Genomic DNA, 24936 nt, shown 5'->3' on the forward strand with positions numbered 1-24936 from the left:
CGCTTCCGACACCTCACCGACTCTTGTCTGAGACGCTGAACCAGGAGCACGCATGAACGATCTGAACCCCGACGACCCGTACGCGGCGTGGACCCCGGCCCCCGCCCTGGCCGTGACCAGTGCCGACCTCGAGCACGGCGGCGAGGTGCCCGTCCCGTTCCGCGACCCGGAGATCGGAGGCACCCATCTCTCGCCCCAGCTGGCTTGGGCCGGCGCACCGGAGGGGACGAAGAGCTACGCGATCACCTGCTACGACCCGGACGCACCGACCGGCATCGGGTTCATGCACTGGGCGGTCGCGAACATCCCCGCCGAGGTGACATCGCTGGCCCAGGGTGCCGGCGCCGAGGGTGCGGACTCGATGCCCGGGGGAGCGCTCACGCTCCCCAACGACGTCCGCATGCGCCAGTTCGTCGGACCCAACCCCCCTCCCGGAACGGGCCGCCACCGCTACGTCTTCATCGTGCACGCCGTCGACGTGCCAGTCCTCGAGATCCCCGAGGATCTGACCCCCACGGTCCTCGGTTTCAACCTCCACTTCCACACCCTCGCCCGCGGCCACCTGACGGCGTGGGTCGACTCTGCCGAGGTCAACTGATGAGCAGCACCGCCAGCGCTACCGGCTCGACCAGCACCCCCAGGCACGCCGAGGTTGCCGGAGCCGGCTTCGCCGGCCTGACCGCCGCGATCGCGCTGGCACGCTCCGGGTGGAGCGTGCGCGTGCACGAGCAGAACGACACCCTGCGCGACTTCGGCGCCGGGATCCTGCTGTGGCGCAACGCCATGCTCGCCCTGGAGGTCATCGGCGTTGCGCCCCGGATCAAGGCCGAGGGCGTCGTCCCCGACGCCTACGCCACCAGCCTCAACGGCGAGATGTTCACCCCCGAGCTCGCCGGCTACCCCTACTGGGCGATCACCCGCCCCCGGCTGCACGCGATCCTCGTCGACGCCGCCCGCGACGCCGGCGTCGACCTGGTCACCGGATCCAAGGCAGTCGCCGCCGAACCTTCGGGCGTGCTCGTCCTCGAAGACGGCAGCCGCCTGCAAGCCGACCTCGTGCTCGCCTGCGACGGCGCCGGGTCCGCCGTCCGCAACTCCCGGCCCGAGCTCGTCCAGGAGCGCAAGAAGTACCAAGACGGCGTCTGCCGTGTCCTGGTGCGGCGTCCCGAGGAGTTCCAAGGCGAGGAGTGGGACCGGGTCATCGACTACTGGACCCTCGAACCGGACGCGATGCGGATCCTCTTCATCACCACCGGTCCGGACACCATCTACATGGGCATGATGGCGACTACCGACAACGAGCGCGCCTCCCAGATCCCCATCGACCCCGAGGTCTGGTCGGCTCGGTTCCCGCACCTTGCCCCGGTGATCGAGCTGGCCGCTGAGGCCACCGGAGGCCGTCACGACCCCTACCAGACCAACAGGGTCGAGCCGTGGTCGGCAGGCCGAGTGGTGCTGGTCGGCGACTCCGCCCATGCCATGTGTCCGGCCCTCGGCCAAGGCGCCAGCGTCGGCATGGTCAACGCCGTCGAGCTGGCCCATGTGCTGAGCGAGCACGACGACCTCGGCACCGCACTCGCGGTCTGGGAGGACCGCCAGCGCGCGATGACCGACGCCGCGCAGGCCCGCAGTGCCTACATGGCCGAGACCCGCACGCTGGCCCGGGGGAACGGCTTCACCCCCGAGGTGATGGAGACGGCGAACTTCGAGCTGGCCGCGGCCACGCCCGAGCACCTGGCGCTCTACCCGGTGCCCCTCGCCACAGAGCCGGCGTCGTCGTGAACATTCCCTTCGGGCCGCCGGCCACGGTGACCATCGGCGACGTCGAGGTCACCCGGATTCAGGAGTACGCCGGACCCAGCCCCGGCACCCCCGGGTTTCTGTTCCCCGACGCCGATCCGGCGTACTGGACCCAGAACGTCGACTGGCTCGATCCGGCGTTCTACGACGCCGGCACCGGGACGCTTCGCACGGTGCTGTCGAGCTGGCTCATCCGCAGCCAGGACCGCCTGATCCTCCTCGACACCGGCGCCGGCAACGGCAAGGAGCGGCCGTATGCCTCGGTCTACGGCCACTTCGACAACCCCTACCTCGACCAGCTCGCCGCGGTGGGGGTCACGCCCGAGGACGTCGACATCGTCATCAACACCCACCTGCACGTGGACCACGTCGGGTGGAACACCGTGCTGGAGGGCCGCTCGTGGGTGCCGACGTTCCAGCGGGCGACGTACCTGATGCCGGCTGCTGACGTCACCTACTGGGATCCGATCGCGAACCCGCGAGGGCCAGGCGACGGCAACCAGAACGTGTTCGAGGACAGTGTGAAGCCAGTCTTGGAAGCCGGGCTGGTACACCAGTGGCGCGGCAGCTACCGGCTCGACGACAACCTCGTCCTCGAGGCGCACCCCGGGCACACGCCCGGCTCCTCGGTGCTCCGTCTGGAGAGCGGCGGCGAAGGTGCACTCTTCGTCGGCGACATCCTGCACTCGCCCGTGCAGGTCGCCAGCCCGGACGTCAACAGCTGCTGGTGCGAAGACCCTGCCATGGCCCGCGCTGCCCGTCGCCGGATCCTCGGTGAGGCGGCGGAACGTCGACTTCTGCTCTTCCCCGGCCACTTCGGCGGTCACTCCGCCTGCACGGTCCATGCCGACGGCGATGGCTTCGCCGTCGAGGGCTGGGCCGATCTGCCCCTGATCTGATAACTCCAACCGAAGGAAACCCATGAACAACGACCTCTTCGAGACCGGCCTGACGAACCGCCGCGCGGTCCTCGGCACCGCCTACGTCGACGCCTCTCTTGCCGCGGCCACCGACTTCTCCCGTGACCTGCAGGAGTACGTCACCCAGTACTGCTGGGGCGACGTGTGGGATCGTCCCGGACTCAGCTTCCGCGACCGGTCCCTGGTGAATCTCGGCATGCTCACCGCCCTCAACCGGGGCCACGAGTTCAAGGTCCACGTGCGAGGCGCATTGAACAACGGCGTCACCCGCGACGAGATCAAAGAGGTGCTGATGCAGACCGCCTTCTACTGCGGTGGCCCGGCTGCCCTCGAGAGCTTCCGCCTGGCTCAAGAGGTCTTCACGGCGATGGACGCCGAGGCCACAGCAGGGGCGGCCGGCGCATGAGCCTGCCGCTCATCGGCTTCATCGGCCTCGGCAACATGGGGACTCCCATGGCCGATCGCCTGCACGCCGCGGGGTACCCGCTCGTCGTCTCCGACATCGCCCCCGGAGTCGCCGACTCGTTCGTCGCCACGCACCCAGGCGCGATGGCGGCAGACGACCAGAGGTCGCTCGCCACGGCTGAGCTGCTCATCCTCATGCTGCCAAACTCCGCGGTCGTCGAGGGGGTGCTCGAGGGCACCGGCCGAGGTGACGGGCTGGCCGCGCTCGCAGGTGCCGGATCTCTGGTCGTCGACATGAGCTCCTCCGACCCCACGCGCACGCGGGCGCTGGCCGAGCGTCTGCAGAGGCTGGACGTGCGCCTCGTCGACGCCCCGGTCTCCGGGGGTGTCCGCGGTGCGATCGCCGGGACGCTCGCCGTGATGACCGGCGGCGCCGACGAAGACCTCGCCGAGATCGCGCCGCTGCTCGAGCACCTGGCCAAGAACGTCGTCCACGTCGGCCCGGTCGGCGCCGGGCACGCCGCGAAGGCGCTCAACAACCTGGTCTCCGCTGCCAGCGTGTCCGTGACCGTCGAGGCACTGCGGGTCGCCGAGGCGTTCGGGATCGAACCCGAGATGATGAACGAGGTGCTCAACGGCTCCTCGGGTCGTTCCAACACCAGCGAGAACAAGGTCGTCCAGTTCATGACCAGCGGCACCTTCGGTTCCGGCTTCGCTCTCCAGCTGATGGCCAAGGACGTTGCCATCGCCCTCGAGGTGGCGCGGTCCCTGGGTTTTCGGACCGACGTGTCCGACGCCGTGGGCCAGCAGTGGAGGACCGTGGCAGCCGAGGTGGCCCCGGCCACCGATCACACCGAGATGTACCGCCTCGTAGGAGGGCCCCGATGACCGCACTCCAGGACACCTCCCTGACTGACGCGCAGCGGGCCGTCGATGACGCCTGTCGGGCCGCCGCGGCCGCCGCACCCAACTGGCGGTACCTGGCGTCTTTCGACCGCGGCCGGGTGTTGATGGCCATCGCCCGGCGGATGCTGGCTGACCTCGACGAGCTCGTGGCCATCGAGTGCGCCGAGACCGGTAAGCCGACCGCGTTGGCCGAAGCCGAGATCCGCGGCGCGGCCGAGTACTTCGAGTTCTACGCCTCCCTCGTGCACCTGCCCGCGGGGGACGTCCTCGACGTGCGCTCGGACCTGCACGTCTACACCGTCCGCGAGCCCTTCGGCGTGGTCGGGGTCATCACCCCGTGGAACCTGCCCCTGAACCAGGCTGCCCGCGCCTGCGCTCCCGCACTCGCAGCCGGCAACGTCGTCGTCGCCAAGCCCGCCGAGACCACCTCCGGCACCACCGTTGCGTTGGCCCGCATCGCACTCGAAGAGGGCCTACCCGCGGGCGTGTTCAACGTCGTCACCGGTCCCGGGGCGACCGTCGGCACCGCGATCGTCGAGCATCCGCTTGTTCGCAAAGTCGCCTTCACCGGCTCCGTGCCGGTCGGCCAGACCATCGGCCGGATCGCCGCCGAGCGCATTCTGCCGCTCACCCTCGAGCTCGGCGGCAAGTCGGCGAACATCGTCTTCGCCGACGCCGACCTCGACTTCGCGGCCACCGAGGCCGTCCGCGCTTTCACCGGCAACGCCGGGCAGGTGTGCTCCTCCGGCACCCGCCTGCTGGTCGAGCGGTCGATCCATGACGAGTTCGTCGCCAAGGTCGTCGGTGTCACACGTCGCCAGCGACCAGGCCACGAGCTCGGTCCGATGATCACCGACAAGCAGTACGAGACCGTCCAGCACTACTTCCGGGTCGCGGCAGAGGACGGCGCGGTGGCAGCCACGGGCGGCGCGATCGCCGACGACCCGGCGCTCGCCGGAAAGCGGTACGTCGAACCGACGGTCTACACCGGCGTCAGCAACGACATGCGCATCGCCCGTGAGGAGGTCTTCGGCCCGGTTCTCGCCGTCATCCCGTTCGACACCGAGGCCGAGGCGATCGGCATCGCCAACGACTCCGAGTACGGGCTGGTCGGCGGCGTCTTCACCAACGACATGTCCCGGGCCTTCCGCGTCGCCACCGCGATCGAGGCCGGTCAGGTCTACATCAACTCCTGGTCGACCCAGTCGGTGCAGATGCCGTTCGGAGGCCACAAGGCCAGCGGCTACGGGCGCGAGAAGGGCATCGAAGCGCTGGCGCACTACTCCCACCTCAAGAGCGTCAGCGTCCGCATCTCGTCGCCGTGATCGGCACCGTCTCGCTCTCGTCATGACCAGAGCGACCTCTCGCGGGCGGGGTTCTCGTTCCCGTGATGGCGGACGAGACCTAGGGGTACCTGGTCGACGTCGCCCAGCTCGACGCGGCGTGCACTGAGCGGACGAAAGCGCTGACGACGACCTCATCGAGGGGCTCGATCGCCTGCAACGTCTCTTCCGCTCGACCTGAAACTCCTGACTCTCGTGGGATCGGCGAGGGGGAGCGACTATCGATCGATGCCAGATTTGTCGCGACAACGCTCCCGGCCGTCATACGTCGAACTCGTATCGGGCAAGGTCGCCGACGGGCACCGGTCCGGCCGTGATGCTCGTGCCCGCCACCGGCTTCACCACCGCTTGGCTCGTGAGGATTCGTATCGTTCCTCGAGAGATGCCTCGCATCTCGGGTTTTGGGCCGGCGTCGTGCCGACTGAGCTACCTGCGCCGCGGGCAGTGCCTCGCGAATCGCCGCGGTCCAGATGTCGGCAGCTTTTGCATTTGACCGGCTCGCCGCCGGAACGAGGTGAGCGGGTCGAGCTACAGGCCGGATCGAGACTCCATGTCGACCGGCGGCCAGGTACTGATGATATGGCTGACTTGTTCGGGCCAAGAGGAGCTGGTCAGGCCGTTCGGCTCACTCAGGCCTGTCGCGACCACCGCGCGGAGGAACGCCCGCGCGTACTCGAGCGAACCGACGATCATCGTCTTCTCGTCATCGAACAAGCTGAAGTACTCCCGGTCAGGTAGCGAGACCAGCTCCGTGCGATCGCGCGGCGGAGAATCGAAGTCCTGCGCCGGTCGGTGGCACCACTCGAAGCCATTCTCGTGTACGTAAGCAGCGGCGGTAATGCGCTCGTCGCTATCGCGCCACACGCTGACGCCCCAGGGCATTTCATTCGTGCCGGTCGGGGAGTAGCGGTCGACGTAGTCCCAGCTGGTGATGCTCTGGGCGAGGAGGACGGCGGGGTCGAGATGACGGAACCGGTCGGGAGTGCGCAGCAACCTCCTCCACACGTCGTCGACGCTCCCACCCAGTGCGCGATGCTCGGCCCGGACCATCGAGGTCTGGTACGCACGATTGTCAGGTGGGAGGACGTGCAACACACGCACGATGTCGGCGCCCTCGGCGCGATCCTGCTCGAGCCGCCAAGCGAGCAGTTGCTGGCGCATCAGCTGGTAGAACGGCTCATCCAGCATCCACTCGATGTCGATCAGCTCCGAATGAAGCGGCCCGGAAGGATCGTTGTAAGCCGCGCCGTATCTCTTGATCCGGGTCTTGTCATAGCCGGGGTTGGGCTTGCGGGCGGTCGTGTACCTCTCGGTGTATTTCCACTCGACCAGAGCGAGCTCGGTCGTGCCGACGCAGGTGCGGTAGAGGAATGCCGCGTCGAAGCTGGTGCACCGGGTGCCTCTCACGCGCGGCTTGCCTGCACCTTCGTCGAAGTAGTCGGTCGGGCCGATGTACTCGAAGGTGAGATGGCGTCCGGGCTCGATCTCGAGAACCTCGGCGATGTCGACTGCGTTGCCGAAGGCTCGGACGATCCGCATAGGGTCGTGGACCATGGGCATCAGCGCGTTCACACACTGGACCTGGCTTGAGAGCAGGTTGTTGCCGGGGCCTCCGTCGATGCCGCAGTGCCAGGGTATGCCTAGTTCGCTGAAGAGTTCGGTGGCTCCGTAGCTATCGGGCAGGAGGTTTCCGGCGGCGTTCTCGGCGGGCAGGCAGTGGGCGTAGTGGCCGACCGGCTTGCCGTCCTGATCGATCCAAGGTGCCGCTTTCCTCGCGGCGGGCCACAACGTGGGAGTGCGCTTCTTCCAAGCGGCAGCGAGCGCCTGTTGCTCGATCGCGTAGTCGTCGTGCGTCATCACTCAGGAGGGTAGATCGGATCTGGCACAGAACACTCAAGCTGGGGTGTGGGGGTCGAGGCGCCCTGACGGCGCGACGGCATAGAAGGCGAGCTCCGGGTCGCCCACCTTCTCCTCGAGGAGCACGTCTTGGACGTCATACATCCGCTGGACCAACACGGGCGAGGCCATCCGTTGAAAGGCGACGGCAGGCACCACGCGCGGTTGGAGCGTCGGCAGTTCGAAGTCGGGCCGGACCAGTCCGAGTGCCTGCCGTTGAGCGAACATCTTGGTGATCGTGTCCTGCCAGGTCGGGTCGTTGTCGACCCAGTGCTGCAGGATCCGCGCGTACATCGTGGCCTGGGCCGAGACCCATGCAAGTGAGGCGACACTGCCGGGCTTGATCTCGATGGCAACCAGGTGGCCCCCGGCATCCACGGCGAGCGCGTCGCATTCCATTCCGAACCGGGCGGGTGGTACGCCAGGAGTCGGTCGCCGCCGTGCGAGGGCTTCGACCAATGGGTCGTTGTATGTCGCGTGTACAGCGGCCTTTGTTGCCGTGTCGCGGAAGGAGGGCAGGGCTTCACGATCGATCACGACGCGACTCTGGTCGAGGAGATGTGCGGAGACCGACGCTTGGACGATCCCTTCTGTTCTCACGTATCTCCCGTCGGTAACGATCTTGGGGATTGCACGTTCCAGATACGCCTCGACGAGCGGCCAGCGCTCCCCCCAGGTGACCGCCGATGCCGGCGTGGCCCATTCGTCGCTCCAGCCGAGTTTGAGCGTCGGATCCCGGTAGGTCTTGTGAGCGTCGAGCGCGAGTCCCTTGGAACCCTTATCGAGGACGTTCACGACTGCCGTGAGTCCGACGTACAGCGTCGCCCACTGGCGGCCGGTCTTCGGATCCTTGCGGTACTGGAAGTCGATTGGGTACTTGCCACGTGCGTAGTCCACGAGTGAGCTGGCAAACCCTGATTGAAAGAGACACGCGAAAGCGGATGTCACGCTGCGGTCGTAGCGAAGGTCGCCGATGTCCACCATGGGTCGGTTCTACCTCAAGCCACCTTGAAGTCGCATCCGAACTGGCTCGGGTTGTTTCCGGCATAGGAAGACCAGCAGGCCTCCCGGGTCACCTTGGGACTGCTGAGGGGGTAGGAGGGCTGCGGGAGGGTCTTCTCTGGCGTCTTGCGCGTACGATGGCGCAGACTGTGGCGGTGAACGGCGGGCGCACCTCCACTCCTGGTGGGTTGAACGGATTCGGTGCGGCGGTCGCGACGAACGCGCTGGTGGCTCTCGCTCTCTGGTTCACGGTGACAGCCAGGTACGGCTTCTCCGGCTACGGCGCGATCTCCTACCACTACGGTCGGTGGATGTGGCCGGTCATCGCAGTCCTTGCCGTGACGGTTCTCGCCGGACTGGTTGCCCTGGCGGTCAGTGGCCGGCGCCGGCTTGGGGTGGGAGTGGTCCTCGGAGCACTCGTGACCGGACTGGTGGACCTAGCGTGGTCGTTCGTCTATTTCGTCAGCCAGACGTCGTAGCTCACGCCTGACGGCTCGATGCGGATGCCATCGTGAGTGGGTGTCGTGTCGTAGACGCGACGAAGGGGCTCGCGGTCAAGGCCCCGGGACGTGACCTGACAATTTTCCCTTGTGAACCCGTCGGCCGAGTACCGCGGCGCCCGCCCCGACGAGGACGTCGCCCGACCTCGCCGCGTGCTCGCCCTGCGGGCGATGGTCGCCGCCGGCATGTCGCAGCGCCCGATCGCCGAGGCGGTGGGCATCGCCCAGCCTGCTGTGAGCCAGCAGCCCAAGTTCGCCGTCAAACGGAGCGGGGGTCCACGCCGAGGTGTTGCTCGAAGCGGCCGCGCCCACCTTCAAGGCCCTCGCGGTCGAACACGGCTGCGACTGTCCGTCTTCGGATCGGTCGCCCGCCGCCAAGCAACACCACATTCCGACATCGACTGGTCGTCTGAGTAACGGCACGTCGACGTTCGGTTTCATCCTCTTCAGGCAGCTCATGGAACAAGTCCTCGGCCAGCCCCGGGGGAATCAGGGGCGACGACACGGCCCGGACCTCGTGGCGCGCCGAGCAGTGCACACCCAGGACGAGTCAGTCCGGGGGGACTACGTGGCCTTGAAGTAGGACACAGCTTGGTTTCGCTCCTGGGAGCCTTCGGGGCTCGGACCCGGCGAACCTGGGATCGCGTCCGTGGCTTGCTTGGCGTCGCCGGTCGCATCCATGACCCGACGTGGGCGAAGGGCATCCCCGATGATGAGCGGGCTGACGCCCGCCAACTCCAGGCTGCCAACCAGATCCAGAAGCGGCATCCCGCCCGACCAGCCCACGAAGGAGTCGGTGGAGATCATGCGGTCCTCACCGCCGAAGACGCCCGCCAGACGCACGGAGCCTCGCGAGACCTCTACCGGTCGCACGCGCTCTACGACAGTGACGCCGATGTCGTTCAGTCGCCGCAACATGGTGAAGAGAGTGTTGATGCCCTCGCCCTCGCCCACGTGCACGCGCGCGGTGGCCAGCGTCACCTCGTGCCCGATCGCGACCAGGTGCTCGGCGATCAGTGCGCCGTCGAGTTCGCCCACCTCATCGAAGACGAGGACCCGATGCCCACCCGGGATCACGTTGTTGAAGGCATCGGCCGGGGTGTGGCGCACGACGCTGCCGTCGTCGACGCGGATCTCGGTCGGAACCTGACTCGAGCCCGTCGCGAGCACGACCGTCTCGGGCATCAGCTCCGTCACCATCTCAGAGGTGAACGGAGTGTTCAGCCGCACGTCCACACCGAGCGCGTCGAGCTGACGTTCCTGCCAGGCGACCCACTTCATGAGTTCAGCCCGACTCGGCGCCGTGGCCCACTGGGCCAGTTGGCCACCCAGGCGGGGGAGTGCCTCGAAGAGCGTCACCTCGCTGCCACGGGTTGCCAACCGGCGAGCGGCCTCCATCCCTGCGGGGCCTCCGCCGACGACAACGCTGCGGTGCCCGACCAAGCGTGCGGCCGAGGCGAGATCGTCCGAGGTTCGTGCGTCCGGGTTGATCATGCAGGAGAGGGGGTGATCTCTCAGCAGCTCGTTCACGCAGACGTTGGCTCCGATGCAGGGCCGCACGTCCTCTGTCCGCCCGGCCCTCGACTTGGAGATGATCTCGCCGTCGGCGATCTGGGCTCTCACCATTCCCACCAGGTCTGCGTCCCCGGCATCGATCAGGTCGTGAGCGAGGTCGAGGGTGAGAATGCGTCCGACCGCCGCGACGGGAATGTCGACGGCGTCCTTGACGGTGCGCGCGACGTTTCGGAAGAGGCCGGGCTCCGCCGGAGTCGGAGGCCAGTGCTGGACTCTCGCCTCGAGGCGGTTGTTGTTGCCCACCATGACGCTGATGTAATCGGCGCGGCTTTGGAGGGCTTGCGCGATCTGCGCGGCGTCAGCAGGAGTCAAGCCACCCGCGACCAGGTCGTCGGCGCCCAGTCGGATGCCGAGGACCATGTCGGTGCCGATAGCGGCGCGGACAGCGTCGAGCACAAGGATGGGCAGGCGGAGCCGGTTCGCGAGCTCGCCGCCGTACTCATCGTCTCTGCGATTGGTCAAGGGGGAGAGGAACGAGGCGAGAAGCATCCCGTGGGCCATGCTGATCTCGACGCCGTCGAGCTCGCCCCGGCGACAGCGGTCCGCGGCCGCCGCGTATTGGGTGACGACCTCCTCGAGCTGTGACGTGGTGGCGGCTACGGCGACCTGACGCGTGGGCTCGGAGAGATCCCTCGATGCGCCGAACACGTGCGGTCCGCCGTACTCCGTGGGGCCGGGGTGCGCCAGCTGGGCCAGCATGCGCCCGCCCTCCGCGCGCACCGCGTTGCCCAGCTTGCGATAGCCCGGGACGATCGACTCGTCGATGTTCCAAAGACAGATGTGGGACCACTGCGACGAGGCCACCACGGGCGTGGCGCCCGTGATCTGCATGGCAGCCCCGGCGCGGGCTCGCTGCCGGTGGTAGGCGATGTACCGCTCGCCGGGCGTGCCGTGCTCCGCCAGACCCGGCTGATGTGCGGGTAAGAACACGCGTCGCGGAAGCGTGATCGGACCGATGCGGATGGGGTCGTCGATGCGCCACGTGCTGTTCATCGCTGAGCTCCCGCCAGACGGCGTCGACCTCGGGTGAAACGGTGGGGCGAGAGGGGGTCGGCGAACTCCACCGGCTTGCCCTCGAGCAGGTCGGCGATCTGGACTCCCGCGAGCGGCGCGAGGGTGAGGCCGAGCATCGCGTGCCCCGCCGCGACCGCAATACGTTGACGTGAGTCGACCCATCCCAGATAGGGCAGACCGTCCGGGGTGCAGGGTCGCAGGCCCGCCCATCGCGAGACCACGGTGGCGTCGGACCAGCTCGGGAGGTTGCGCGAAGCGGCCCTCATGATCCCCTCGATGCGCCTCATCGAGAGGCGAGGGTCGACGCCGGTGAACTCCATGGTCCCAGCCAGCCGCAGCCTGCGGCCCAGAGGCGTGACTGCGACCCGGCTCTCCTGCAGCATGAAGGGTCGAGCTGGCATCTCCCGGTCGCCGGCGTCGAGATCGACCGTGTACCCCTTGCCGCTGATGAGTGGCATGGTGACGGACGTGGCGAGTGGCGGCGCCCAGGCACCGGTCGCCAGGACGACGGACCTGGCGGCGACGTCGCCCGCGGTCGTCTGCAACACGGACCCGTCCCGGTCGCGGTGGACGGCCAGGACGCGGGTAGACCCCAGCAGTCGAGCTCCCAGGCTCTCGGCGTGCGCCCCCACGCTCGTCACGAAGGACAGCGGGTCGCAGTGCGCCTCGTCGGGATACAGGACGCCGCCGACCACCGATCGGCTGAGTGCGGGTTCGACGCCGCGCACGGCTTCGGCGTCGAGAATCTCCGGGCGCAGGCCCGATGTCCGGTGGGCGTCGGCGGCGCGGCGGGCCCGGGCAAAGGCTGCCTCTGTCTCGTAGGTGTCGAGGAGACCCTCGTGGCGAAGCCCCGTCGCGAGTCCGTTCGCCACCATCGCGTCGTGGAGGGCCAGCGACGCGGCGCACATGTCGCGCGAGATCCTCAAGACCCGATCCGCAACGGAGCCGCGGGTGTGCGCGAGCAGTCTGGTCATGAAGGGTGCCAACTCGGGCCGCGGCGCGAGGCCCAGGGGACTGGTGGGGGAGAGCAGCCAGCCTGCGGCCTTCCCGATGTCGGCACGAGTGGCGTACGGGCCGGCGTGACTCGGGCAGATCAACCCTGCGTTGCCCCATGAGCAGCCCGCAGCCCAGCCCGCGCCCTGCTCGAGGACGAGGACGCTCCTCCCGCGAGCCGACACCTCGGCGGAGACGGCGGCGCCGATCGCACCGGCCCCGATCACCGCCACGTCTGTGGTCCATCTGTGCAACGCCGGCCCCCTGGGGTAAGTGATCGATTACCGATCTATAGTTACCTTCAACGGTGCGGGCGTGCATGTCAAGCACTCGAGAGTGGATCCGAGATATCGTGACGCGCCAGCTGGCTACTGCATCGCCCTCGTAGGAGCCTCGTCCATGCTCAGGAGGTCGGGTCGTGCATTCCGATCGGCTCCGCGCGCTGCCTCGGCTACCCAAGTCGTCGCTGAAGGATCAAGCCATGGTGGTGATCCGCCAGGCGATGGTGGACGGCGACATCCGGCCAGGCGAGGTGTTCTCCGCCTCGGCCCTCGCCCAGCAGCTCGGCGTGTCCAACAGCCCGGTGCGCGACGCCTGCATGGAGTTGGTGCACAGCGGCATCCTCGAGGTCGTTCGCAACCGCGGATTCCGCTTGGTGTACCTCGATCAGGAGGCTCTGGACAACGTCTACGAGATCCGCATCATGCTGGAGGGGCCGGCCGTGGAGCGGATCGCCGATCGCGACCTGACGGAGCACGAACCCCCGTTGCGTGAGTTCGTCGAGAGATGCCTCGCGGCAGCACTCGAGGTGGATACCCAGGGTTTCTTGCAGTACGACCGGCTCTTTCACTTGACTCTTCTGGGCCTGCTCGACAATCCGAAACTGGTCGACATCGTCGACGGCCTGCGCGATCAGACCAGAATCGCCGGCATGCATCGCCTGGTCGAGACCGGGGGTCTGGAGCGCTCGGCTCGTGAGCACGGCGAACTCCTCGATGCGCTCGTGGCGGGCGAGGCCGAACGCTCGCGCGACATCATGGTGCGACACCTCGCGCACGGCAGCTCGCGCCGCCCCGACCCCGTGGACTCATCGCGTTCAACCCATTGACACGCGAATAAGGCGGTGTCACCGTACTCCTCATCAGTAATCGATCACTGATTACTTCGAGGAAGGGTGCGGATGGAGATCCCGGTGTCAGGGCCGTCGTTCTACGACGTCCAGGCCGTCATGGCGACGGACTGGTCGTCGGCCGTCGACGCACTCGAGCAAGCGTTGTGCGACGGGCTGGATCCCGAACTGGACCCCATCCGCAGTCGCGTCGAGGCGGTCTCCGGCGAACTGCTGCTGATGCCGTCGGCGAGTCCCGCATGGGTCGGCACGAAGCTGGTCACGGTCTGCCCACGCAACCCCGACCGCGGCGAGCCGCTCGTGCAGGCCGTCTACGTCCTCTTCGACGGAGACACTCTTCGCCCCGTGGCGACGATGGACGGCACCGCCTTGACGGTGCTGCGCACCGCAGCCGTCTCGACCCTCGCCGCTCGCTGCCTGGCGCCTGCGTCGTCGACCCGCCTGGTCGTCTTCGGCAGCGGGGTCCAAGCACGCGGGCACATCGCGGCGCTGCGCGACTCGTTCGCTCTTCGAGACGTCACGATCGTCGACCCTGCCGCCGAGCGCGCGAGCGCCTTGGCGCGCGACCTGGATGCCAAGGTCGCGACACCCGACGAGGCAGAGATGCTGGTGGCGGAGGCCGACATCATCGTCTGCGCCACCAACGCCGGGGTGCCACTGTTCGACGGCGAGGCGGTGCGCAAGGGCTCGTTGACCATCGCCATGGGCAGCTACACCCCCACCACTCGCGAGGTCGATTCGTCATTGGTGGCGAGAAGCCTCGTCGCAGTCGAGTCACGTCACAGTGCACTGGCAGAGGCCGGTGACGTCATCATCCCGATGGCCGAGGGTGTGCTGGAGGAAGACGATCTGGTGACGCTCGCAACGCTGGTCACCGAGGCCCCGACCATCGATCCCGACGTGCCTCGACTCTTCACCGCGACCGGCATGTCCTGGCAGGACCTCGTGGTCGCTGCCGCGATCCACAGTAACTCCGGCACGTCGATCGACGGCGCCAACACCCATCACTGACCACAGTGAGCGACGAGAAGGACGACAACGCATGTCCGAGCTGCAGAACGCCTACTACGGTGAGGTCGCCCCAGAGCGCGAGGGGTTCATTCCCGAACGAGGGGACTCAAGGATCTGGTACCGGGCAAACGGCCTGGACAAGGACGGCGTGCCGCTCCTCATCGTCCACGGCGGCCCCGGGTTCTCGCACCACTATCTTCTCAGCCTGACCGACCTCGCCGCCGACCGGCCGGTCTACTTCTACGACCAGTCCGACACCGGCATGTCCGACCGGCCGGGACGCAGGGACCGGTGGAACGTCGAGCACTTCGTCGACGAGATCGAGACCGTGCGCCAGGGCTTGGGCTTGGAGCGGTTCTTCGTGCTCGGTCACTCCTGGGGTGGCACGCTCGTTCCGCCCTACGCCGCGAGACACCCGGCCGGGTTGGCTGGAGTGATCCTGGCGAGCCCCGCGGTCAGCGAACCGCGGTGGGCCGCCGACGCCATCAGGCTGCGCCAGACGCTGCCCGCGGAGATGCGCGAACGTCTCGAAAGCCACGAGCGCGCCGGCACCAGGGACAGCCAGGAGTACCAGGAGACCTGCGAGGCCTACTCTGCTCGCTTCTTCTGCAACACCGACCCTTGGCCCGAGGACATCCTCAAGACGTTCGACTACATGAACGGTGAGCAGTTCGCGGCGATGTGGGGCTTCACCGACTTCGGCGCGGAGCCCGGAACCTCGTGCAAGGGTTACGACGGCACGTCCCACCTCTCGGCCATCTCGGTGCCGACGTTGTTCACGGGCGGGGAGTTCGACGAGTGCCAGCCAGAGACTCTGCGTGACTATGGCGACCTGGTGCCCGACAGTCAGATCGAGATCTTCGCCGGGGCCAGCCACTCGCCGCAGTACGAGGTGCGCAAGGCCTGGATGGACACGGTGTCCACCTGGATGCGTGACGTCGAAGCGCGATCCGACCTCGTAGACGAGCAGTAGCCGAAACCGCCGGGATGCGTTCCCGGCCGGCTTCAACGTCGACGCTCCCACCGCGGATGGTGGTGCGTCGTCCCCGGCGCTGTGCGCGGGCGTACCCGATCGAGAGTGCGATCGGCCCACCGCACAAGACGCCCACACTCAAGCCCGGCGCCCAGATGGCGCCCGGGACCATTCGGCTTGTCCAAGTGACGTGGAGGTCTCCATGGCTACGACGCAACGACCCACCGGCACGGCGCAGCACCAGCCCCCCGAGCGCGAGCACCTGCGGGGGCGTCTCGGAGTTCCCCATCTCGTCTTCACGGTGTTGGCCTACAACGCCCCACTCGCGGTCTACGCCGGCTTCTTGCCGGTGGTCATCGCATTCGGCAACGGTCAAGGAGCGCCCACCACCTTCGTCGCGGTCGGCGCCCTCCTGCTGATCTTCTCTGTCGGCCTCAACGCCATGAGCCGCCACATGAAGAGTCCCGGCGCGTTCTACTCCTACATCTCGGCCGGCCTCGGCCGGCCCGTCGGTCTGGCCGGCGCCTTCACCGCCTTCTTGTCCTACGTACTCATCACGATCGGGGCCTACGCCTACGGGGGCATCGTGGCGAAGGCGCTGGTCGAGAACCTGCTCCACGGGCCCGAGCTCCCATGGTGGCTGTGGTGCCTGGTCTTCTGGGCCGTCGTCAGCGTCTTGTCGATGCTGCAGATCGACGTGTCGGCCAAGGTTCTCGGCATCTCCATCACCTTGGAAGTGGCCATCGTCTTGGCTTGGAGCCTCGCCGTCGTCGTGCGTGGGGGCCCCGGCTCCCACCCCCTGGACAGTTTCACGCCCACCGCTGCGACGTCGGGCTCGGTGCCCTTCGCCATCATCTTCGGTGTCTTGTGCATCACGGGATTCGAGGCGCTGGCGGTGTTCCGCGAGGAGACGAAGGATCCCGTTCGGACCGTCCCTCGTGCCACCTACGCTTCCGTAGCCCTGCTGGCCACGCTGTACACGGTCGGTTCCCTCGTGTGGCTGAAGGCGTTCGGTGTGGACGGAGCCATCGACGCAGGCGGCACCGACCCGTCAGGATCATTCACCGGATCGGTCAAGACCTACCTCGGGAGCGTCTTCGCCGACCTCGTGTCAGTCCTCCTCGTCACCAGCGTCTTCGCCTGTCTGCTCGCGCTTCACAACATTGCATCGCGATACGTGTACACACTCGGAGAGGATCGAGTGATCCCCGCTGCTCTCGGGAAGGTCCACCCCAGGTTCGGATCCCCGGCCAACGCCGCTCTCACGGTCGCGGCCATCATGCTCGTCGGCTTCGCCGGGTCGGCCGTCCTCGGCATCGATCCCCTGACGGTGTACGCCCGAGCGCAGGCCGTGGGCGCGGTCGGCATCATCATGCTGATGGCTGCGACCGCCCTGGCCGTCGTGGTCTTCTTCCGCCGCCATCGCGAACTCGACGTCAACCTCTGGCAGTCCCTGATGAGTCCCGTCCTCGCCCTCGCCGGTCTTGCCACCGCGTGGTACCTCGCGGTGAGCAACATGGACGCGGTCGCTGGCAGCAGCAAGGGGGAGGCAACGCTGTTCTTGGTGCTCGGGGCGGTCGTGATCCTCGCGGCAGTCGGCTTGGCGCTCGTGCTTCGACGCCTCCGCCCCGAGGTGTACCGGCGCATCGGGAAGCAAGACGTCTGACCGCTCCGGTGCCCGACGCCGTGGTGGACCCGCCTGGATGGTCCGCCTCCTCGGGACGCTTTGTGCCGTAGCGGGTCGAGCCGTGCGATGGGTGATCCCCAAGCTCTGAGAGGAATCCGACATGACAGCAGATCCCTTCCAACTCATGGACGACTGGGGTCCGGAGAAGATCGTCGTGGTCTCCGACCGGCGCTCCGGGATGCGAGGTGTGCTCGTGCTCGACAACACCGCACGCGGCATGGGCAAGGGCGGTACCCGCATGGCTGCCGATCTCAGCGTGCACGAGGTGGCCCGCCTGGCGCGCACCATGACGTGGAAGTGGGCCGCGTGCGACCTCTTTCACGGTGGCGCCAAGGCAGGCATTCAGGGGGATCCGAACTCTCCTGACAAAGAACGGATACTCCGCGCCTTCGCTCGGGCGCTGGCCGCCGAAGTGCCCAGCGAGTACGTCTTCGGTCTCGACATGGGGCTCTCGGAGACCGACGCGGCCATCTTCGTCGACGAGCTCAACGACCGCGGTGCCGCGGTCGGTCTGCCGAGCAGCCTGGGGGGCCTGCCGTACGACGAGCTGGGAATCACCGGCTACGGCGTGGCTGAGGCCACCGACGCGTCAACGAACGCCCTCGGGTGGGAGACAGCCGGTTCCCGCGTCGCTATCCAGGGCTTCGGCGCGGTCGGCCAGGCAGCGGCCCAGCGACTAGGCGAACTGGGCGCACGGATCACGGCCGTCTCGACGGCTCGTGGAGCGATCCTCGACGAGGACGGCCTCGATGTCGCCAAGCTCGTCGAGCTGAAGGATGCATACGGAGACGACTGCGTCGTCGCCTACGGGGGGAGACACGAAGCAGACGCGCTCCTCGATGCAGCCGTGGACATCCTCATCCCGGCAGCGCGCGAGGATGTCGTCGGCACGCAGGTTGCGCGCGCGACCACGGCCCGGCTCGTGGTGGAGGGCGCGAACCTCCCCACCACTCGCGAGGCCAGAGCGATCTTGCACGCACGGGGTGTCGCCGTCGTACCCGACTTCATCGCGAACGCCGGCGGCATCATCGCCGCAGCTCACTCGATGGACGCACGGACCTCACCCTTTCCCGTCGATCGAAGTGAGGTGTTCACGATGGTGTCCTCGAAGATCCGGTCGAACGCAACCCTCATCGCCCACGAGAGCCGGCGCAGCGGAGCACCACCCCACGAGGTCGCTCGAGCCATCGCGCAAGACCGCGTGCGACGAGCCATGCAGGCTCGAGGCCAGATCGCGCCATCCGCCCTCGCCACCCCGAGCCCGAGCCCGAGCCCGAGCACGTGCCCGAGTCCGAGCCCAAGTCCGAGCCCCTCGACCGTCGCCGACCTCGAGCGGCATGGCGTGTCACCAGAGGGCAAGACCTGCTGAGCCTGCCGCGAGACAACCGCATGCTCCAGGTCTTCCAGCCGACCCCAGGAGAGGGTGAAATCATTCCGTGCTGATTCACGACACTTTCGACCTCATCGACGAGTGGGGTCCGGAGAAGACCATCTGCGTCTCCGATCGCCGGACCGGGATGAAGGGCGTCCTGGTCATCGACAACACCGCTCGCGGGATGGGCAAGGGCGGAACACGGATGAGCCCGACCCTCTCGGTCCAGGAGATCGCACGCCTGGCGCGAACCATGACCTGGAAGTGGGCGGCCGTCGACCTCTTCCACGGCGGCGCCAAGGCCGGGATTCTCGGGGATCCGGGCTCACCCGACAAGGAGGGCATGCTGCGCGCGTTCGCACGAGCCCTGTCCAACGAGGTGCCCAGCGACTACGTGTTCGGTCTCGACATGGGCCTGAGCGAGACCGATGCCGCGATTTTCCTCGACGAGCTCGGTGACCGCGGTGCGGCGGTCGGCCTCCCGCGAGAGCTCGGCGGGCTGCCCTACGACGAGCTCGGGGTCACCGGCTTCGGAGTGGCCGAGGCGACCCAGGCGGCGGCGGAGGAGATCGGGCTGCCGCTGGCCGGAGCGCGGGTGAGCATCCAAGGCTTCGGCGCCGTCGGTGCCGCAGCACTCGAGCGGCTGGTCGAGCTGGGTGCGGTCGTCGTCGGCGTGGCTACCGCCCAGGGCGCGGTTCTCGATCCGGACGGCCTGGACACCACCGCTCTGCTGGCCTTGCGCGCCGAGCACGGGGACGCCTGCGTCCACCACTGCGGACTGGCCCTCCAGCCCGCCACGGCGGTGCTGCGAGCGGCCGCGGACATCTTGATCCCGGCCGCCCTGGAGGATGTCGTCGACAAGGATCTGGCCGCCGAGACCAGCGTCCGGCTGGTCGTCGAGGGGGCGAACCTGCCCACGACGCCGGCGGCCAAGGAGGTGCTCCACAGCCGGGGCATCACCCTCGTGCCGGACTTCATCGCCAATGCCGGCGGGATCGTCGCCGCCGCGCACTCGATGGATGCGCGCTACAGCCCCTTCACGGTCGACCCGGCCGCGGTGCTGCCGATGATCTCCACCAAGATCCGTGCCAACGTGGTCTCCGTGCTGGCGGAGTCCCGAGACCGCGGCGTCCCACCCCACGAAGCGGCGCTGCTACTCGCCCAGGGACGGGTGCGTGCGGCGATGCGGCTGCGGGGCCGACTTCCTGCCGGACCTCGAGGAGCGCGACCGTGACCACCACCGCTAGCAGGATCTTTGTCGACCCGACCACGCTGCGGGCGCGGTTCGCCGCGCGCCTCTCGGACCTCTACGGCACCGAGGTGCCGGCGTACACGACGCTGCTGACCGTCTCCGGTGAGGTCAACCGCCGCGTCCTCGCCCGCGACGGAGCCGACGCCGAGCGCCTCGGGAGCATCGAGCGGGTGACCGCTGAGCGACACGGTGCTATCCGCGTCGGGAGTCCTCGGGAGCTCGCGCAGGTCGCACGGATCTTCGGAGCGCTGGGCATGCGACCCACCGGCTTCTACGACCTGCGCGATGCCTACCCGAGACCGATCCCGGTGATCTCGACCGCATTCCGGCCCATCGACCGCGACGAGCTTGCCGCGAACCCCTTCCGGGTGTTCACCAGCATGCTCGTCCCCGAAGACCGACGCTTCTTCAGCGCCGATCTCGAGGAGCGGTTGCGACGCTTCATCGACGAGCGCACGCTGTTCGCCCCCGAGGTTCTCGAGCTCGCCGACCGGGCCGAGGCGGGCGGCGGTCTCGAGAGCGCCGACGCGGACCGGTTCTTGACACTGGCCACCGAGTCGTTCGCCCTCTCGCGCGAGCCGGTGGACCGCGCCTGGTACGACGAGCTCGAGCGGGTCTCGGCCGTGGCCGCCGACATCGGCGGGGTCGCTCGCACCCACATCAACCACCTGACCCCGCGGGTGCTCGACATCGACGACCTCTACGTGAGCATGCAGGCCCGCGGGGTCGAGATGATCGACGCCATCCAGGGTCCGCCCGGGTGGGAGGGGCCTGACGTGCTGCTGCGCCAGACCTCGTTCCGGGCGCTGGCGGAGCCGCGTGTCTACCGCGAGACGGACGGTTCGCTGGTCGAGGGGACCATGCGCGTGCGCTTCGGCGAGGTCGAGGCACGCGGCATCGCCCTCACCCCCGCCGGGCGCGACATCTACGACCGCGCCATGGAGGACCAGGCGCGCTGGTCGGAGTACTGGCCCGCGACCGAGCGGGAGCTGCACGACCGGGGCCTCGCCTTCTTCACCTACCGTGTCGCGGACGAGCCGCCGGCTGGGCTGCCGCCGGAGGCGGCGACCGGTGTCGACCTGGTCGCCGGTGGGTGGCTCGTTGCGGAGCCGATCGTCTACGAGGACTTCCTGCCGCGCTCTGCTGCCGGCATCTTCGCCTCCAACCTCACCGGGACCGGGAGCACCGACGCCGGCCAGGGCGGAGCGGACCGCGACCTGGCGTGGCTGGCCGAACGGATCGGGCGCACCATCAACGTCCCCGAGGAGCTGTACGCGGCGCAGAGTCTGGCGTCACTGCGGGCCGCTCGTGAGCGGCTCCGCCAGGTCGCCCGCGGCCAGGCGTAGGGCACTCACGGCTGCGGACCACGCGCCGTCGGCGACGACGGGAGCGCCTACCGCAAGTACCTCGCGGTAGGCGTTCTCCATCTCGACCCGGCGACCGACCACGCCTCGGGTCGCCTGGTGCCCCAGCCGAGGCACGATGGCCAGCCCGAGCCCGGCGGCGACCAGGCCGTGGACGACCGTGTAGTTGTTGCTGCGGTGCACGATGTCCGGTTCGAATCCGGCGCGGGCGCAGAGCCGCCGCAGTGTCGAGGCGCCGGAGGTTCCTGGACCGGTGCTGATCCAGGATTCGCCTCCCAACCTGGCGAGCTCTTCCTCCCCGACCGGTTCCTCGGACCGCCCGCCCCCGCCCAGCCGGTGGCGGGGCGGGGCGAGCAGGACCAGGCTCTCGCGGAACAGGCGTTCGGCGCGCAGGCCGGTCGGGATCGGGGTCGGCACCTGCCCATAGCGGTAGATCACCGCGGCGTCGAGCTCGCGGGAGGCGAGCTTCGCGAACAGCTCGGTCGGCTCACCTTCGTCGAGGCTGATGGCCAGGCCAGGGTGGGTGCGCCGCAGATGAGAGACCGCCAGCGGCAGCAACCGCTCGCTGGCACTGGGGAAGCTCCCCAACCGGAGCCGTCCGATGGTGCCGTTCTGGCGCAGGGCGAGGTCGTCCTCGAGCGCCCGCAACTGACCGAGCGCCTGGTCGGCCCGCTCACCCAGCCAGGCCGCCGCCGGTGTCGGTTGGACGCCGTGGGCCTCCCGCTCGAACAGGGGGGTCCGGGTCGCGCGCTCCAGGGCGGATATCTGCTGTGAGACCGCGGACGCGGTGTAGCCGAGCTCGCGCGCGGCCTCCGAGAACGAGCCGGTGCGAAGCACCATCTGAAGCGTCTGCAGCTGAATCGGGTTGAGCACCGTCGATGCTAACCACACCCCGCGCGGACCCGCGTCGCTGCGCCACCCAGGGCAAGTTTTTCTTATAGGAGGCCGACGCCTCATGCGGCTCGACGTGTTTCGGTCGGCACCTCACGCCGCCAGACTCCTGCCATGCCCTCGAATCGTTCGCGCAGCCTGGCGACCTCAGCCGATGTGGTCGTCATCGGCGGCGGTGTCATCGGTCTCAGCACCGCCTACCATCTGGCGGCGGCCGGCCAGCGGGTCGTGCTGCTGGAGAAGAACGCCCTGGGCGAGGGCTCGACGTGTCGGGCGGCGGGTGGTGTCCGCGGGTTCTTCTCCGACGCCCTCAACATCGAGATCGGCTTGCGCAGTCTGGCCGTCTTCGAGCGCTTCGGTGAGCTGTTCGACACCGAGATCGACCTGCACCGCAGCGGCTACCTCTTCCTCATCGACAACGAGGCCGACCTGGTGTCGTTCGAGCAGAACGTCGCGCTGCACACCTCCCTGGGCGGCGAGAGCCGGATGATCTCCGTGGCCGAGGCGGTCGAGCTCTCACCGCTCATCGACCCGCGGGGTCTGCTCGGAGCCGCGTGGTCCCCGCGCGACGGGCACTGCACCCCGGAGGCGGTCGTCCAGGGCTACGCTCGCGCGGCCCGGGCCGCCGGGGCCACGATCCTGCCGCACTGTGCGGCGACCGGCATCGAGATGGAGGGCGACCGGATCGTCGCGGTGACGACCGAGGCGGGCACCATCAGCACCGGCACGGTCGTCTGCGCGGCCGGCGCCTGGTCGGCGGCGATCGGCAGCTGGGTCGGCGTCGACCTGCCCGTCTCGCCGCTCCGACGCCAGATCGCGGTGACCGAGCCCGTGGCGGGCCTCTCGCCCCAGACCCCGTTCACGATCGACTTCTCCACCTCCTTCTACTTCCACGGCGAGGGCGGTGGACTCCTCCTCGGCTGCTCGGAGAGCACGGACTCCTGGAGCTTCGACACCACGCGCGATCCCGCGTGGCTGGCCGATCTCGCCGAGGTCATGGAGAATCGCGTGCCGGCTCTGGGAGAGGTCGGCATCGCCAGCGGGTGGGCAGGGCTCTACGAGATGACGCCGGACCACAATGCCGTCATCGGTCGGTCTCGGACGGTGCCCGGTTTCCTCTACGCCTGCGGGTTCTCCGGCCACGGATTCCTCATGGGCCCCGCCGTCGGCGAGATCGTGCGGGATCTGTGCCTGGGCGTTGAGCCGACGCTGGACGTGAGCGCCCTGGACGTCGAGCGCTTCGCGACCACCGGCGGGCGCCGCGAACTCAACATCGTCTGACCGTTCGACGACCGATCGCACGACCGATCCCCGACCGAGATCACCCCTACCCCGAGGAGCACGACATGTCCCGCACCGTCATCCCCACCGCCCAGGACTTGGGCCAGCAGGCTTTCGAGGCCGCACGGCGCTGCGGCGTGGACGTGGCCGCCGTGGCCGGCGACGCGGCACACCGCTCGCCGGTCAACGGCCGCTCGCTCGGCGGCGTGCGGTGGGACGCCTCCAGCGCGGTCGACGAGGCCGTGGCGCGGGCACAGGTCGCCTACCGCCAGTGGCGCTCGGTCCCGGCGCCGGCGCGTGGTGCGGTCGTCAAGCGCCTGGGCGAGCTCCTCGCCGAGCACAAGGAGGATCTGGCCGCGCTGGTGAGCTACGAGGTCGGCAAGATCACCTCCGAGGCGCTCGGTGAGGTCCAGGAGATGATCGACATCTGCGACTTCGCGCTGGGTCTGTCGCGCCAGCTCTACGGACGCACCTCGGTCTCCGAACGCCCGGGTCACCGCCTGATGGAGACCTGGCACCCGCTGGGTGTCGTGGGTGTCATCAGCGCCTTCAACTTTCCGGTCGCCGTCTGGTCCTGGAACACCGCGATCGCGCTGGTGTGCGGTGACACGGTCGTCTGGAAGCCGTCGGAGCAGGCACCGCTGTGCGCGTGGGCGAGCGCGGGTCTGCTCCGGCGTGCGCTCGAGGAGTGCGGGGCCCCCGTCGACGTGTCGCAGGTCGTCGTGGGCGGCCCCGACGTCGGCGAGGCACTCGTCGACCACCCGGGCGTGGCGCTGGTCAGCGCGACCGGCTCGACCCGGATGGGGCGCTCCGTGGGCCCCCGCGTCGCCAACCGGTTCGGGCGCTCGCTGCTCGAGCTCGGCGGCAACAACGCGGCGATCGTGGCCCCGTCGGCGGATCTGGACCTGACCCTGCGCGGCATCGTGTTCAGCGCCGCCGGCACCGCCGGGCAGCGGTGCACCACGATGCGCCGCGTCATCATGCACACGTCGGTGGCGCAGGAGCTGACCGAGCGTCTCGTCGAGGCCTACGGCCGACTGCCGATCGGCAACCCGATGACCCAGGGAACCCTGGTCGGGCCTCTGATCCACCAGCAGGCGCATGACGCCATGCGAGCCGCCCTGGCCAAGGCCGCCGAGCAGGGCGGGAGTTTGGTCGCGGGCGGCGAGCGGGTGCTCGCGGAGGCTGCCCCCGACGCCTTCTACGTCCAGCCGGCGATCGTCACCATGCCCGGGCAAAGCGACATCGTCCGCGCCGAGACCTTCGCGCCGCTGCTCTACGTGATGACCTACGACGACTTCGACGAGGCCATCGCCCTCAATAACGACGTACCGCAGGGGCTGTCGTCCTCGCTGTTCACCCGGGACCAGGCCGAGGCCGAGGTCTTCGTGTCGGCCGACGGCTCCGACTGCGGCATCGTCAACGTCAACATCGGCACCTCGGGGGCCGAGATCGGCGGCGCGTTCGGCGGCGAGAAGGAGACCGGTGGAGGGCGGGAGTCGGGCTCGGACGCCTGGCGCGCGTACATGCGCCGGGCGACCAACACCGTCAACTACTCCGGCGAGCTCCCGTTGGCGCAGGGCGTCGACTTCTCGGTCTGAGTCTGGCCCGCGCGCCCCGCA

At 68.7% G+C, this 24936-nt stretch carries 21 protein-coding genes; 16 read left to right on the forward strand and 5 right to left on the reverse strand.

The genetic code is table 11. From position 1 onward, the window contains the following. Positions 1-52: 52 nt before the first annotated feature. From ISG29_RS03415 to ISG29_RS03440, 6 genes are read left to right on the forward strand one after another with little or no spacing between them, the layout of a single operon-like run. Positions 53-598, forward strand: coding sequence for a YbhB/YbcL family Raf kinase inhibitor-like protein (locus ISG29_RS03415; RefSeq protein WP_194501909.1), 546 nt, complete (start codon positions 53-55; stop codon positions 596-598). Further along, complete coding sequence (locus ISG29_RS03420; protein WP_194501910.1) at positions 598-1782, forward strand: FAD-dependent oxidoreductase; 1185 nt, start codon at positions 598-600, stop codon at positions 1780-1782. The genes ISG29_RS03415 and ISG29_RS03420 overlap by 1 nt, the downstream gene beginning before the upstream one ends. Beyond that, the gene (locus ISG29_RS03425; protein ID WP_328827800.1) at positions 1779-2699 is read left to right on the forward strand and encodes an MBL fold metallo-hydrolase; all 921 of its coding nucleotides are present in this window, start codon (positions 1779-1781) and stop codon (positions 2697-2699) included. The genes ISG29_RS03420 and ISG29_RS03425 overlap by 4 nt, the downstream gene beginning before the upstream one ends. Positions 2700-2721: 22 nt before the next feature. Continuing rightward, on the forward strand, positions 2722-3126 hold the full coding sequence (locus ISG29_RS03430) for a carboxymuconolactone decarboxylase family protein (protein ID WP_194501911.1): 405 nt from the start codon (positions 2722-2724) through the stop codon (positions 3124-3126). Then, a complete protein-coding gene (locus tag ISG29_RS03435) occupies positions 3123-4013 on the forward strand; it encodes an NAD(P)-dependent oxidoreductase (RefSeq protein ID WP_194501912.1) in 891 nt (296 codons plus the stop codon). The genes ISG29_RS03430 and ISG29_RS03435 overlap by 4 nt, the downstream gene beginning before the upstream one ends. Then, entirely contained in the window at positions 4010-5356 is a 1347-nt protein-coding gene (locus ISG29_RS03440; protein ID WP_194501913.1) for an aldehyde dehydrogenase family protein, read from the forward strand. Before ISG29_RS03435 ends, ISG29_RS03440 begins: the two co-directional genes overlap by 4 nt. A 546-nt stretch (positions 5357-5902) precedes the next feature. Here ISG29_RS03440 and ISG29_RS03445 read toward each other — a convergent pair. Further along, positions 5903-7231 carry a PGN_0703 family putative restriction endonuclease gene (locus ISG29_RS03445; protein ID WP_194501914.1) on the reverse strand — a complete coding sequence of 443 codons (1329 nt, stop codon included), beginning with the start codon at positions 7229-7231 and terminating at the stop codon, positions 5903-5905. Between the two features lie 36 nt (positions 7232-7267). Continuing rightward, positions 7268-8254 carry a hypothetical protein gene (locus tag ISG29_RS03450; protein ID WP_194501915.1) on the reverse strand — a complete coding sequence of 329 codons (987 nt, stop codon included), beginning with the start codon at positions 8252-8254 and terminating at the stop codon, positions 7268-7270. 173 nt (positions 8255-8427) lie between these two features. On the opposite strand from ISG29_RS03450, the gene ISG29_RS03455 reads away from it, so the two are divergent. After that, the gene (locus tag ISG29_RS03455; RefSeq protein WP_194501916.1) at positions 8428-8751 is read left to right on the forward strand and encodes a hypothetical protein; all 324 of its coding nucleotides are present in this window, start codon (positions 8428-8430) and stop codon (positions 8749-8751) included. Between the two features lie 585 nt (positions 8752-9336). Here the strand turns inward: ISG29_RS03455 and ISG29_RS03460 are convergent. Then, on the reverse strand, positions 9337-11340 hold the full coding sequence (locus tag ISG29_RS03460; protein ID WP_194501917.1) for an oxidoreductase: 2004 nt from the start codon (positions 11338-11340) through the stop codon (positions 9337-9339). Further along, a complete protein-coding gene (locus ISG29_RS03465) occupies positions 11337-12587 on the reverse strand; it encodes an NAD(P)/FAD-dependent oxidoreductase (protein ID WP_194501918.1) in 1251 nt (416 codons plus the stop codon). The genes ISG29_RS03460 and ISG29_RS03465 overlap by 4 nt, the downstream gene beginning before the upstream one ends. Before the next feature lie 248 nt (positions 12588-12835). Between ISG29_RS03465 and ISG29_RS03470 the strand changes: the two genes are divergently transcribed. The 7 genes from ISG29_RS03470 (at position 12836) to hglS (ending at position 21124) form a co-directional block, all read left to right on the forward strand. Continuing rightward, positions 12836-13462, forward strand: a complete 627-nt coding sequence (locus ISG29_RS03470; protein ID WP_194501919.1) for a GntR family transcriptional regulator — start codon at positions 12836-12838, stop codon at positions 13460-13462. 72 nt (positions 13463-13534) lie between these two features. Continuing rightward, a complete protein-coding gene (locus tag ISG29_RS03475; protein WP_207792652.1) occupies positions 13535-14494 on the forward strand; it encodes an ornithine cyclodeaminase family protein in 960 nt (319 codons plus the stop codon). Positions 14495-14525: 31 nt separating this feature from the next. Continuing rightward, positions 14526-15467, forward strand: coding sequence for a proline iminopeptidase-family hydrolase (locus tag ISG29_RS03480; protein WP_194501920.1), 942 nt, complete (start codon positions 14526-14528; stop codon positions 15465-15467). A gap of 202 nt (positions 15468-15669) precedes the next feature. Continuing rightward, entirely contained in the window at positions 15670-17133 is a 1464-nt protein-coding gene (locus ISG29_RS03485; RefSeq protein ID WP_194501921.1) for an APC family permease, read from the forward strand. A 121-nt stretch (positions 17134-17254) separates the two neighbouring features. Continuing rightward, positions 17255-18523: a Glu/Leu/Phe/Val family dehydrogenase gene (locus ISG29_RS03490; protein ID WP_194501922.1), complete on the forward strand. Its 1269-nt coding sequence runs from the start codon at positions 17255-17257 to the stop codon at positions 18521-18523. A gap of 67 nt (positions 18524-18590) precedes the next feature. Further along, complete coding sequence (locus ISG29_RS03495; RefSeq protein ID WP_207792653.1) at positions 18591-19760, forward strand: Glu/Leu/Phe/Val family dehydrogenase; 1170 nt, start codon at positions 18591-18593, stop codon at positions 19758-19760. Further along, positions 19757-21124: a 2-oxoadipate dioxygenase/decarboxylase gene (gene hglS, locus ISG29_RS03500; RefSeq protein ID WP_328827810.1), complete on the forward strand. Its 1368-nt coding sequence runs from the start codon at positions 19757-19759 to the stop codon at positions 21122-21124. Before ISG29_RS03495 ends, hglS begins: the two co-directional genes overlap by 4 nt. On the opposite strand, the gene ISG29_RS03505 is transcribed toward hglS, so the two are convergent. Continuing rightward, positions 21071-22099, reverse strand: a complete 1029-nt coding sequence (locus tag ISG29_RS03505) for a LysR family transcriptional regulator (protein WP_268927546.1) — start codon at positions 22097-22099, stop codon at positions 21071-21073. The genes hglS and ISG29_RS03505 overlap by 54 nt on opposite strands. 48 nt (positions 22100-22147) lie before the next feature. Here ISG29_RS03505 and ISG29_RS03510 point away from each other — a divergent pair, with 48 nt between their 5' ends. Both ISG29_RS03510 and amaB read left to right on the forward strand, forming a co-directional pair. Then, positions 22148-23314 (forward strand): NAD(P)/FAD-dependent oxidoreductase, encoded by a 1167-nt coding sequence (locus ISG29_RS03510; protein ID WP_207792654.1) that lies wholly within the window; start codon positions 22148-22150, stop codon positions 23312-23314. Positions 23315-23379: 65 nt separating this feature from the next. After that, positions 23380-24915 (forward strand): L-piperidine-6-carboxylate dehydrogenase, encoded by a 1536-nt coding sequence (gene amaB / locus ISG29_RS03515; protein WP_194501924.1) that lies wholly within the window; start codon positions 23380-23382, stop codon positions 24913-24915. The last annotated feature ends 21 nt before the right edge of the window (positions 24916-24936 follow it).

It is taken from the genome of Nocardioides acrostichi (genome assembly GCF_015319165.1).
Taxonomy (GTDB): Bacteria; Actinomycetota; Actinomycetes; order Propionibacteriales; family Nocardioidaceae; genus Nocardioides; species Nocardioides acrostichi.